Raw genomic sequence first — 11,369 nt, forward strand, 5'->3', positions numbered from 1 at the left:
ATCGATCGGATCGGACGGCGTATTCGAACACGTCCGATGACTCCCTCAGGCTCCCCCGAGACGGCCTCCAGCACAGCTACATCGCCGGACGAGCGGCCGTCGGGAGACGAGGTGCCGTCCAGGGACGATCGGTCGCCTGGAGATGACCGGTCGCCCGGCCGCAACCGGCCGGGGGACGACGAGCTGCCGCCGGGTCCCGACGGGCTCCCGGTCGTCGGCAACACCCACCAGTTCCTCCGCGCCGGCCCCTACGAGTTCTACGACCGGCTCGCGACGTACGGCGACGTCGTCGGCTACCGGGTCGCGTGGCGGGACTTCTGTACCGTCCTGCACCCGGACTACGTCGAGCAGGTGCTCGTCGAGGAGGCGGACTCGTTCGAGCGGTTCTTCTTCGACGAGATCGGGTTCGAGTTCGCGCCCGAGGGGCTGCTCATGTCCTCGGGCGAGCAGTGGCGCCGCCAGCGCACGCTGATCCAGCCGGCGTTCAGGCCGGACCGGATCGCGAGCTACGCGGACTCGATGGCCGAGTACGCCGAGCGGACGGTCGAAGGCTGGACCGACGGCGAGGAGATCGCGCTGAATCGGGAGTTCTCGCAGCTCGCGCTGGAGATCCTCGCGCGGTCGCTGTTCGATCTCGACGTCCGAGCGGGCGGGGGAGCCGAAGCCGTCACGCGCGCGGCCCGCGCGCTCGACGAGCGCGCCGACTCGCGGAGCCCCGGCGCGTTCCTCCCCGACTGGGTACCGACGCCCGCCAACAGGCGCTACCGGCGGTCGATGGAGCAGTTCCGCGAGACCGTCGACGGCCTGATCGAGCGCCGGCGGCGGGCGCCCGGCGAGTACGACGACCTGCTGGCGATCCTGCTCGACGCCGAAGACGAGTCGGGCCGGACGATGAGCGACGAGGAGGTGCGCGACCAGATGATCACGTTCCTGTTCGCGGGCCACGAGACGACGTCGCTTGCGCTGACCTACGCGTTCCTGCTGCTCGCTCAGCACGATCAGGTCCGCGAGAAACTCGACGCCGAACACGAGCGCGTGCTCGGCGGCGCCGCTCCGACGCTGGCGGACCTGGACGACCTGGAGTACACCGAGACGGTGATCGACGAGGCGATGCGGCTGTACCCGCCCGCCTACGTCATGTTCCGCGAGGCGCTGGAGGACGTCGAGATCGGCGGTTACCGCGTCCCCGAAGGGACCGTGGTGACGCTCCCTCAGTTCCGGCTCCACGTCGACGAACGGTTCTACGACGACCCCGAGCGGTTTCGCCCGGAACGCTGGACCGACGAGTTCGAGGAGCAGCTACCCGAGTACGCGTACTTCCCGTTCGGCGGCGGACCGCGCCACTGTATCGGGATGCGCTTCGCGATGCTGGAGCTGAAGACGGTGCTGCCGACGATCGCCCAGCGCGTCGACTTCGAGCTGCTGAGCGACCCCGACCCCGATCTGGGCGCCGGCATCACTCTGCAGCCCGACGAAGACGTCAGAATGCGCGTCTCGAAGCGGTAGCGCCGCGTCGCGCCAGGATGGGGAGCGACGCGGCCCCGAACCGCCTTCAGAACCGCTCCGTCCGGCCCGCCGCGGTCCACGCGTCGGTCGGCGCGTCCAGCGGCACCCGATCGCTCCGGCCCTGCGTCGCCTCGGTCCGGCCGGCGAACGACCAGCGCTTCCCGTCCCAGGTCTCCTCGCCGGCCGCCGCGCGCGCCGCGGCGAGCTCCCGATCCCGGAGGTGAGCGCCGATCGCCGCCGCGATGGCCGCCGCCTCGGCGTCGGTGGCGTCGTCCGGCAGGTCGATCGCGACGTCCTCGGGCATCACTTCACCGACCGGCGTCGCGACGTTCTCGGGATCGGTCGCCGTCGGCGCGTCCGAACTCCCCGCCATCAGAGGGGGATGTTGCCGTGTTTCTTGTCGGGCTGGTCCTCGCGCTTCGAGCGGAGCATCTCGAGGTCGTCGATGAGCCGCGGGCGCGTCTCGGTGGGCTCGATCACGTCGTCGAGGTAGCCCCGGTCGGCCGCCGTGTAGGGGTTGGCGAACTCGTCGCGGTACTCGTCGATCAGCTCCTGGCGGAGCGCCTCGGTGTCGTCGGCCGCTTCGAGTTCGTCGTCGTACAGCAGGTTGACCGCGCCCTGGGGACCCATCACGGCGATCTCGGCGGTCGGCCAGGCGTAGTTGACGTCGGCGCCGAGGTGTTTCGACGCCATCACGCAGTAGGCGCCGCCGTAGGCCTTGCGCGTGATCACGGTCATCAGGGGCACCGTCGCCTCGGAGTATGCGTACAGCAGCTTCGCGCCGTGGCGGATGATCCCGCGGTGCTCCTGGTCGGTGCCGGGCATGTAGCCCGGCACGTCGACGAACGTGACGATCGGGATGTTGAAGGAATCGCAGAAGCGCACGAATCGCGAGGCCTTCATCGAGGAGTCGACGGTGAGCGTCCCGGCGTTCACCCGGGGCTGGTTCGCCACGATGCCGACGGCGTGCCCGTCGAGCCGGGAGAAACCGACGACGATGTTCTTGGCGAAGTTCTCGTTGACCTCGAAGAACGAGCCTTCGTCCATCACCGAGTCGATCACGTCGACCATGTCGTACGGTTTCTGCGGGCTCGGCGGGACGATCTCCTCCAGTCGCTCGTCGCGCCGGTCGGGGTCGTCCCACGGCTCGACGCGCGGCGGGTCCTCGACGTTATTTTGCGGGAGGTACGACAGCAGGTGTCGGATCTGGTCGAGCGCGGTCTCGTCGTCGGGCACCGCGAACTGCGCGACGCCGGTGGTCGAGCTGTGGGTCGAGGCGCCGCCCAGCTCCTCGTGGGTCACCGACTCGCCCGTGACCGTCTCGGTGACGCCGGGGCCGGTGATGTACATGTGGCTGGTGTCCTCGACCATGAACACGAAGTCGGTGATCGACGGGGAGTACACCGCGCCGCCCGCGCAGGGGCCCATGATCCCCGATATCTGGGGCACGACGCCGCTGGCCTTCTGGTTGCGGTGGAAGATGTCCGCGAACCCGGCGAGGCTGTTGACGCCCTCCTGGATGCGCGCGCCCGCGGAGTCGTTGAGGCCGACGATCGGGCAGCCGACCTCGATCGCGGTGTCCATCACCTTGCAGATCTTCTCGGCGAACACTTCCCCCAGCGAGCCGCCGAACACGGTGAAGTCGTGGGCGAACACGAACACCTTGCGCCCGTCGACCTCGCCGTACCCCGTCACGACGCCGTCGGTCAGGATCTGCTTTTCCTCCATCCCGAAGTTGTGGTTGCCGTGGGTCCGGAGCTGGTCGAACTCGTTGAACGTGCCGTCGTCGAGGAAGTACTCGATCCGCTCGCGGGCAGTCATCTTCCCCTTCTCGTGTTGGCGCTCGATCCGGGCCTCTCCGCCGCCCTTCTCGGCGTCCTCGCGGAGGTCGCGCAACTCCTCGATACGGTCCTCCATCGTCACGGCAGGTCCCTCCGGCTATCAGTCATAGTCCGAAGTGACTACCAGTGGAAGGAAAAGTTTTCCGCAAGCCGAAACGGGGAATGCCGAGGTTACAGGAACATGTCGGTCAGCGTTCCGTACAGGTCGATCGCGCTGATCACGAGCACGAGGCCGACCACGAGGAGAATCGGGATCCGGATGTACCAGAGCCACGCGGTCGGCAATGTCCCGTCAGACCCCTTGGAGGTGCCCTTCGCGACCTCCTCGGCGGAGTCGGGGTACACCCACCCGACGAAGACGACGGTGAGGAACACGCCCAGCGGCAACAGCAGGCTCGCCGTGATCTGGTCGTACAGGTTGAGCACGTCGAGGTCGATGGCGGTCGGGATCCCGACGAGGAACACGACCGACGAGATCACCGCGGTCGCCTTCTTCCGCTCCATGCCGTAGTTGTCGATGGCGTACGACACCAGCACCTCCAGGATACTGATCGCGCTGGAGAGTGCAGCGATCACCACGACGCCGAAGAACACGAAGCCCACGAGCCGGCTCCCGGGGACCTGAGCGATCGCGCCGCCGACGCCGACGAACAGCTCACCCGCGCCGCCGGAGCCTGGTTCGACGCCGATCGTGAACAGCACCGGGAACACGACCAGTCCGGCGAGGATCGACACGAGCGTGTTCAGGGCGGCGATCCAACCGCCGTCGACGGCGAGATTCCGATCCTCGCCGAGGTAGGACGCGTAGGTGATCATCACGCCCATCCCCAGCGACAGGGTGAAAAAGGCCTGACCCGCGGCGGCCGGGAGGATCGACATCCAGTTAGACGCGATGACGCCGATCTCCGGCGACAGGTAGTACTGGTACCCCTCGGCTGCACCCTCCAGCGTGAACGCGTAGCCGATCAGTCCGACGAGCAGCGCCAGCAGCGCCGGCACCATCACCTTGACCGCGAGTTCGATCCCGCGCTGGATCCCGGCGGCCACGATCACGGCCGTCGCGACCATGAACAGCGCGTGGAAGCCGATCGCCGCTGGCCCTTCAGCGATCGAATTGAAGTACACGCTAGGTTCGCCGAAGTACGCGCCGGTCAGGCTGGCAAACGTGTACCGGGTAACCCACCCGGCGACGACCGAGTAGAACGCCAGGATGACGAACCCGGTGAACACGCCCAGAGCGCCGACGAAGCGCCACTCGCCGTGGCCGAGTCGGTCGAACGCGTTGATCGGGTTGCGCTCCGAACGCCGCCCGACGACGAACTCGACGAGCATCGCCGGGATTCCGATCAATCCCACGAACAGCAGGTATATCACCAGGAACGCCGCACCGCCTTCCTGGCCGACCTGGAACGGGAATCGCCAGATGTTACCAAGCCCCACCGCGCTACCGACGGCGGCGAGGATGAAGCCGATTCGCGTCGCCCACTTCTCGCGCGTTACGTCTTCGAGAGACATGGTACGTACTCTCCCACCGACTTCATAATAATTTTGCGGATCGACGTTAGTGTTCGTGTGGTTTCAATTCCGCCATCTCGTGATATCCGGACGAACGTCCATTATATCGTTCTCTTCACCCAAAGAGCGCATTTAGTATACAATAACTGTCATACGCCCTGAACGAGCGGATCCGCGATCCAGTTCGGAGATAGATGCACCCGGTGCCAGACGAGAAACCGGAACGACGCGCGCTCGAGTACGTTACGCCTCGCCGTACACCGGCACGGCGGCGCCGCTGGTCGGACCGGCGCCGTCGCTACAGAGGAACGCGATCACGCCCGCGATGTCGGCCGGGTCGACCCACGCGTCGTGATCGGCGTCGGGCATCATTTCGCGGTTGGCCGGCGTGTCGATCACGCTCGGCATGACGGCGTTGGCGCGCACCTGACCTTTGTTCTCCTCGGCCAGCGTCTCGGTCAGCAGTCGCACGCCCGCTTTCGAGGCGCGGTAGGGGCCGTCGCCTTCGCCGCCCGAAAGCGACGACCGGGAGCTGATGCTGACGATGGCGCCCTCGCGATCCCGCAAGTGTGGAAGGGCGTGCTTGCTCGCGAGGAAGGCGCTCTTGAGGTTGACGTCGAACAGCATGTCGAACTCCTCGACGGGCGTCTCGTCGATCGGCTGGCCGCCGCGCCAGGTGCCCGCGACGTTCGCGAGGTAGTCGATCCGACCGTGGTCGTCGACGATCTCGGCGACCCCGTCCTCGACCGATCCCTCGTCGGTCAGGTCGATCCGGTAGTAGTGGGTGTTCTCGTCGGGGTCGAGCAACGCGTCCTCGTCGTCGGGATCGACGACGTCGACCGCCGCGACGGTCGCGCCCGCGTCGCGGAACCGATCGACGACGGCGCTGCCGAGCGCCCCGCAGGCACCGGTGACGACTGCGACGTTCCCTTCGAAGTCGAAGCTGACGGACATACTGGTACTCGTGTCGGTTCGGAAGTTGAATCTGTGGGCGGCGCCAGCCCGATGGCTTTTGAGACCCGAGCGCGAACCCGTCGTCGAATGGAGATCGCCCACCGCGGCTACGCCGCCGAGGCGCCCGAAAACACGCTCGCGGCGCTCCGGCGAGCGGGCCGGCACGCCGACGCCGTCGAGATCGACGTTCGCCGGTGCGGATCGGGCGACCTCGTCGTGATCCACGACGCCGAGGTTGATCGACTCACCGACGGGACGGGGCGGGTCGCGGACCTGTCGCTGGCGGAACTCGAGGCGCTCGACGTGCTCGGCTCCGGCGAGTCGATTCCGACGCTCGCCGAGGTGCTGTCGATCGTTCCGGCGGACGTCGCGATCAACGTCGAGCTCAAGGAAACGGGGATCGCGACCGATGCGGTCGAAGCCATCGATCCCGCCGAGAATCCCGTGATCGTCTCGTCGTTCTCCGAGCGGGCTCTGAGAGAGACTCGCGCAGCGTCGGCGTCGATCCCGACGGCGTACCTCGCCGATCGCCTGCGCGATCGACCGGTTACGACCGCCGTCGAACTCGACTGCCGGTGCGTCCACCCGCGATTCGCGCTGTGTTTCTACTCGCCGATCATCTCTCGCGCGCACGACCTCGGTCTCGGCGTCAACGCCTGGACGGTCGACGACCCGCTGGTCGTCCGGGCGCTGTGTCGCCTCGGCGTCGACGGCGTCGTCACCGACCGGAGCGGCGTCGTGCCGGACCGATACCGCACCGTTGCCGACGATCGCAAGCCGTAGGCGGCTCCTACTCGACGAAACGCCGCTGGTCAGGTGCAAGAGGCGTGCTACCGCGTACCGCTCTGCCCCGGTGATCTTCTCACGAACTTCCACATCCGCCCGGTAACCGCTCGCTTCGCAACGGTATGGCAAATATATCAATCAGGCAATCTCCTCTCAGTCGAGCGTAACGGCCGCCGCTCTCGCGGGGGACCGTCGCAACTATGATCTGGGGGGATCGCCGACAGCGTCGACCGGATCGGGGGATCGAACCGCATGGCTCGGGAGGGCGACCGCCGTGACGCCGGGCAGCGACGTGCTGCTCGGCGGCGTCGACGCCTCGCCGTCGCGCTGGCTGGCCAGCGTCGGCTCGCTGTGGGGGCTGGCGATCGCCGTCTACGGCGTCGGCGACCTGGCCTCGACGATCGTCGGGCTGCAACTGGGCGCCAGCGAGAGCAACCCGATCCCGGCGGCGCTGATCGAGCTCGCGCCCGGCTTCCTCGCGGTCGTCGTGCTCCTGACGCTCTGGAAGGCGATCACGATGGCGGCGTTCGCGCTCGTCGCCTGGCGGCTCCCCGCGCCCTACGCCGCCGCGATTCCGGCGGGGCTGTGTCTGATCGGCCTGACAGTTGTGAGCTGGAACGCGTCGGTGATCCTTACTGTCTCGACGTGACGCTGCACCGCGAACTGCTCTATGGCGTCGCGTCGCTGCGTGACGATCGGCTCGTTCTCGTCGCGAGCGTTCTGGGGCTGGCCGCGTGGCTCCGGTTCGACGCCGGAGCCGCGCCGATCTTGCTCACGACGGCCGGCAGCGACACCCTCCAGCGTCTCATCGCGCCGGGGTCGCTGGTGGCGTCCCGCGAGGACGCGTCGTCGTCACCCGATGGCGCGTTGGCATCGAGTCCGGAGCAAGAAGCGTCGCGTCGGCGGCGTCGGCGCCGGACGCCGATGCTCACTCGCCGACGACGGTCACCGTCACCTCGCGCGTCCGCGGCCCGTCGAACTCCAGCAGGAGTATCGACTGCCAGCGCCCGAGCGAGAGATCGCCGTCCTCGACCGGGATCGACTCGCTCGCGCCGACCAGCGTCGCGCGCAGGTGGGAGTCCGCGTTCCCGTCGAGCTGGTCGTGACGGTGGCCCTCGTCGGGGACGAGCTCCTCGAAGAAGTCCTCGGTGTCGTCGCGGAGTCGCGACTCGTTCTCGTTGACGCTGATCCCGGCGGTGGTGTGGCGGACGAACACCGAACAGACGCCCGTCTCGAGGCCATCGGGGATCGCGCCGGCGACGCGGTCTGTCACGTCGACGGTGTCGGTGCGACGATCGGTCGCGACCTCGAACGAACTCGTCGTAGCCATGTCCGGATCCTCGAACCGAGATCAAAAAGGTGCGTCGGGGCGATTCGCCGTCGGATCGGGACGCGCGTCGCGGCGGATTCGGCGCCGTCAGGCCAGCCATTCGTCGGGCTTGGTGTCGTAGTCGACGTCGCTGGCGGCGATGTCCTCGACCTCCTCCCAGGGGAGCTCGCGCTCCTCGAAGGTCGAGCCGTCGTAGCGGATCAGCAGGCCCTGCTCCTCGGGCTCTGGCTCGCGGTTCCGGCGCTTGGCCACCTCGATGTCGTGCTCGTCGACGGTCTTGACGATCGTCATCAGGTTCACCGGGCGCCCCCAGAGGTCGAACACGCGTTCGAGCGTGCGCTGGGCCTGCTCGATGTCGAGCATGACGCCGTTGTAGCGGTGGGCCAGCAGCAACTCGTTGCGGTTGTTGTAGTTGCCGTCCTGCACGACGATCGTCGGCTTCCCGAAGTTGGTGAACTGCAGCAGGAGCTTCTTCTTGACGTCCTCGTAGTCCGTGCTGGCGACGCGGTTCTGGCCGGCGGCCTGCGAGTACTCGTAGGTGAAGTACTCGTTCTCGTCGACGAACTCCTGGGTGAGGAACTCGTCGAGGAACGTCACGTCGTTGTGGCTCTCGCGGATCTCGCGCATCCGGTCCCAGCCCCGCGCGTGGTCGACGTCGTCGAGCGCCTCGTCGACCGATTCGTAGACGGCGTCGTCGAACAGGTACCGGCCGATCCGTTCGAGTTCCGACTGGCCGACGCGCTTGAGGAACCCGCGGTTCTGGCGCTTGGTCAGCGAGTAGTGGCGCCGCGCCAGCCCCTCGTAGGTCAGCACCTTCCAGGGGTACTTGTCGACGTCCACCTCGCCCTCGCGCGCTCGCTGAAGAGCGTCGCGGTCGACGTATTCGTCGGGAAGCTCGGCGACGTCGTCGAGCGAGTCGCTGGTGATCGAAGTAAGCGCCTTCGGGGGCTCTAACTGCCCCAGAATGTCGTCGAAGTCGACGGTGTCCGCGACGTTGCGCCACGAGATGCCCTCGACGCGCAGCAGCTTGTCGAGTACCTCTTGACGGTTCGTGGTGTTCTCGACGTACTCCCAGAGCTCCTTGCCGAGCTTGTAGGGGTTCAGGCCGGGCGATCCCAGCACGCGTGCCTGGTGGTCGGCGTAGCTGAGGAACTCGTCGGCGCCCGCGAACGCCTCCTCGCCCATCATCATCGATTCCCATAGGGCCGCCCATCCCTCGTTCATCACCTTCGTCATCTTCTGGGCGGCGAAGTAGTACGACTCGGCGCGCAGCATCTCGATCACGTCGCGCTGCCAGGGCTCGAACTCGACGGCCTTGCCGGCCTCCTCGTCGTACTGCTTGCCGTGCTCCCTGAGGAACGCGATGACGTCTTTCTCGGGCGTCTCGGGGAAGGATGCGGCCGACCCGTCGACCTCCTGGTCCTCGACCCACTCCTCGTCGAACACCTCTTCGAGCACCTCGTCGCTCAGATCCAGTTCGGAGAGCTTCTCGGCGAGGTCGTCGTCGAGCTCCTCGTCGTCGGCGTCCGGCCCGCCCAGCAGGTGCGACGCCGAGAACGTCTGGTGCTGGTCGATCGTGTCCTCCAGCGTGAGCACGTTGTCGATCCAGCGTTCGACCTCGGCCTGCTCGACGTCCGGGTCGGCCATGTACTCGCGGATCGACCGGCCGTGCCGTTCCAGCATCGCGGCGGCGTCGACCTCGTCGTCGCCCCTCGCGTCGGTGAACATACCGAACCACTCGTTGTTCGCGAAGAAGTCCGCGTGGGCCTCGACGTGCGTGATGACGGCTTTCTGGTCGGCGACGTCATTGGACTCCTGTAAGAACGCGTGGGATGGGTTATCGTTGTTGACGATCTCGAAGGCCTTCCCGCCGCCGTACTGGCCCTGCTTCTGTTGCTTGTCGTACTGCATCCCCCACCGCCAGTGAGGGTAGCGGTGCTGGAACCCGCCGTAGGCGATCAGCTCGTTCATCTCGTCGTAGTCGACGATCCAGTAGTTGACCGGATAGGGCTCTAAGCCGAGCTTCTCGGCGAGCAGCCGCGCCTCGTCGACGGGTTCCTGCAACTTCGATGCCTCGCGCTTGGCCTCGTAGCGGTCGAAACTCATAGGTTCACCTGGGGACTCACTGTTCTGCCTCCTCCTCGGTCGAGAGGATCTCGTAGATGGCGTCGGTCACGTCGTCCTCGCTGGAGACGTACGCCACCGCCACGTCGTCGCTGTCGCCGAAGTGGCTCTCGACCTCCTCGGCGTGGGTCGCGTTGATCGCGTTGCCGCTGGGCTGGGTCTCCACGTAGGCGTGGAGGTTCGCGGGGATCTGCTCCATCAGCGGGACGACGCGCTGTTCGGTGTCGTTCGAGGAGTTCTCGCTGTCGCCCGCGGCGAACACGTAGCGGTTCCACTCGCTCCAGGGGTACTCCTCTAACAGCTCCTGGGCCAGTTCGTACGCCGAGGAGATCTTCGTCCCGCCGCCCGACCGGATGCCGAAGAACTCGTCGCGCTCGACCTCCCAGGCCTCGGCGTCGTGGGCGATGTAGACGAACTCGGCGTTGTCGTACTTGCCCTGCAGGTACCAGTCCAGCGGCGTGAACACGCGCTCGACGAGTTCGCGCTTGTTCTGGCGCATCGACCCCGAGACGTCGCGGATGTTGAACACGACGACGTTCTTCTCGCGCTCCTCGATGATTTCGGGGTGGCGGTACCGCTCGTCCTCGCGGCGGAACGGGACCTGCTTGATCCCCTCCCGGCGGATCTTCTGCTGGACGGGCTCGCGGTCGACGTTCTCCTCCAGTTCCTCGATGCTCGACCACGTCGTCCGCTCGTCTCGCGGGACGTCGTCGTACGCGTCGTCGATCCAGGCTTTCGAGACGGGCACGTTCTCGCCGCGCGCCCACTCGAAGGCCTTGTCCGGCCCCCAGCCCTCGATCTTGAGCACCTCTCGGAGGAACTCCTCGTCGAAGTCCATCGCGAGCTTGCGCTTGAGACCCTCCTTGAACATGCGCTCGAAGTCCAGCGTCGAGTCGGGGCCGGTCCGGGTCAGGTCTGTGAAGGGGCCTTCCTTCTCCTCGATCACCTTCTTGCCCTTCGGGTCGAGTTCGAGCCCGAGCTCCTCGTCTAACTCCTGGGCGAACTCCTCGGGGTCCATCTCGTAGTACTCGTGTTCGGCGCCCTCCTCGCCCGGGTCCCCCTCCTCGTCGCCGTCGCCCGGCTGTGGCTGTGGCTGGCCGACCGGGTCGCCGACGTCGGCGTCGCCCTGTCCGACGCCGCCCTGGTCGCGCTGGTCGTACTCGAACTCGGGGAGGTCGACGATCTTGATCGGGATGCGGACGTCGTCCTTCCCGCTCTGTCCGAGGTCGCCGTACTGGATGAAGTCGGCCAGGTCCTCGCGGCGCTTTTCCCCGACTTCCCTGAATCGTTCGAGGTCGTCTTGCAGTCCCATG

General features: G+C 67.0%; 10 protein-coding genes. 3 read left to right on the forward strand and 7 right to left on the reverse strand.

Annotation, left to right across the window (positions count from 1 at the left end; all coding sequences use genetic code 11):
* Nucleotides 1–36: 36 nt before the first annotated feature.
* Nucleotides 37–1,506, forward strand: a complete 1,470-nt coding sequence (locus ABDZ81_RS12065; RefSeq protein WP_343774232.1) for a cytochrome P450 — start codon at nucleotides 37–39, stop codon at nucleotides 1,504–1,506.
* 46 nt (nucleotides 1,507–1,552) lie between these two features.
* Here ABDZ81_RS12065 and ABDZ81_RS12070 read toward each other — a convergent pair whose 3' ends face one another.
* From ABDZ81_RS12070 to ABDZ81_RS12085, 4 genes are all read right to left on the reverse strand, one after another.
* Nucleotides 1,553–1,879 (reverse strand): DUF8022 family protein, encoded by a 327-nt coding sequence (locus tag ABDZ81_RS12070; protein ID WP_343774233.1) that lies wholly within the window; start codon nucleotides 1,877–1,879, stop codon nucleotides 1,553–1,555.
* Nucleotides 1,879–3,423 carry an acyl-CoA carboxylase subunit beta gene (locus ABDZ81_RS12075; protein ID WP_343774234.1) on the reverse strand — a complete coding sequence of 515 codons (1,545 nt, stop codon included), beginning with the start codon at nucleotides 3,421–3,423 and terminating at the stop codon, nucleotides 1,879–1,881. Before ABDZ81_RS12075 ends, ABDZ81_RS12070 begins: the two co-directional genes overlap by 1 nt.
* A gap of 95 nt (nucleotides 3,424–3,518) precedes the next feature.
* Nucleotides 3,519–4,862 carry a sodium-dependent transporter gene (locus tag ABDZ81_RS12080; protein WP_343774235.1) on the reverse strand — a complete coding sequence of 448 codons (1,344 nt, stop codon included), beginning with the start codon at nucleotides 4,860–4,862 and terminating at the stop codon, nucleotides 3,519–3,521.
* Between the two features lie 243 nt (nucleotides 4,863–5,105).
* Complete coding sequence (locus ABDZ81_RS12085; RefSeq protein ID WP_343774236.1) at nucleotides 5,106–5,816, reverse strand: SDR family oxidoreductase; 711 nt, start codon at nucleotides 5,814–5,816, stop codon at nucleotides 5,106–5,108.
* Nucleotides 5,817–5,903: 87 nt separating this feature from the next.
* Here ABDZ81_RS12085 and ABDZ81_RS12090 point away from each other — a divergent pair, with 87 nt between their 5' ends.
* A complete protein-coding gene (locus ABDZ81_RS12090) occupies nucleotides 5,904–6,599 on the forward strand; it encodes a glycerophosphodiester phosphodiesterase (protein WP_343774237.1) in 696 nt (231 codons plus the stop codon).
* 277 nt (nucleotides 6,600–6,876) lie between these two features.
* Complete coding sequence (locus ABDZ81_RS12095; protein ID WP_343774238.1) at nucleotides 6,877–7,251, forward strand: DUF5658 family protein; 375 nt, start codon at nucleotides 6,877–6,879, stop codon at nucleotides 7,249–7,251.
* 279 nt (nucleotides 7,252–7,530) lie between these two features.
* Here the strand turns inward: ABDZ81_RS12095 and ABDZ81_RS12100 are convergent, their stop codons facing one another.
* The 3 genes from ABDZ81_RS12100 to ABDZ81_RS12110 form a co-directional block, all read right to left on the reverse strand.
* Nucleotides 7,531–7,932, reverse strand: a complete 402-nt coding sequence (locus ABDZ81_RS12100; protein ID WP_343774239.1) for a secondary thiamine-phosphate synthase enzyme YjbQ — start codon at nucleotides 7,930–7,932, stop codon at nucleotides 7,531–7,533.
* An 87-nt stretch (nucleotides 7,933–8,019) separates the two neighbouring features.
* Nucleotides 8,020–10,038, reverse strand: coding sequence for a SpoVR family protein (locus tag ABDZ81_RS12105; protein WP_343774240.1), 2,019 nt, complete (start codon nucleotides 10,036–10,038; stop codon nucleotides 8,020–8,022).
* Between the two features lie 16 nt (nucleotides 10,039–10,054).
* Entirely contained in the window at nucleotides 10,055–11,368 is a 1,314-nt protein-coding gene (locus ABDZ81_RS12110) for a YeaH/YhbH family protein (protein WP_343774241.1), read from the reverse strand.
* Nucleotide 11,369: the final 1 nt, after the last annotated feature.

Origin of the sequence: Natronoarchaeum mannanilyticum (assembly GCF_039522665.1) — an archaeon.
Taxonomy (GTDB): domain Archaea; phylum Halobacteriota; class Halobacteria; order Halobacteriales; family Natronoarchaeaceae; genus Natronoarchaeum; species Natronoarchaeum mannanilyticum.

Excerpts from the sequence above, each read along its gene's own strand:
- ABDZ81_RS12100 (WP_343774239.1), bottom strand. The coding sequence starts at position 7,932 with ATGGCTACGACGAGTTCGTTCGAGGTCGCGACCGATCGTCGCACCGAC.
- ABDZ81_RS12075 (WP_343774234.1), bottom strand. The coding sequence starts at position 3,423 with ATGGAGGACCGTATCGAGGAGTTGCGCGACCTCCGCGAGGACGCCGAG.
- ABDZ81_RS12105 (WP_343774240.1), bottom strand. The coding sequence starts at position 10,038 with ATGAGTTTCGACCGCTACGAGGCCAAGCGCGAGGCATCGAAGTTGCAG.
- ABDZ81_RS12070 (WP_343774233.1), bottom strand. The coding sequence starts at position 1,879 with ATGGCGGGGAGTTCGGACGCGCCGACGGCGACCGATCCCGAGAACGTC.
- ABDZ81_RS12110 (WP_343774241.1), bottom strand. The coding sequence starts at position 11,368 with ATGGGACTGCAAGACGACCTCGAACGATTCAGGGAAGTCGGGGAAAAG.
- ABDZ81_RS12080 (WP_343774235.1), bottom strand. The coding sequence starts at position 4,862 with ATGTCTCTCGAAGACGTAACGCGCGAGAAGTGGGCGACGCGAATCGGC.
- ABDZ81_RS12090 (WP_343774237.1), top strand. The coding sequence starts at position 5,904 with ATGGAGATCGCCCACCGCGGCTACGCCGCCGAGGCGCCCGAAAACACG.
- ABDZ81_RS12065 (WP_343774232.1), top strand. The coding sequence starts at position 37 with ATGACTCCCTCAGGCTCCCCCGAGACGGCCTCCAGCACAGCTACATCG.
- ABDZ81_RS12085 (WP_343774236.1), bottom strand. The coding sequence starts at position 5,816 with ATGTCCGTCAGCTTCGACTTCGAAGGGAACGTCGCAGTCGTCACCGGT.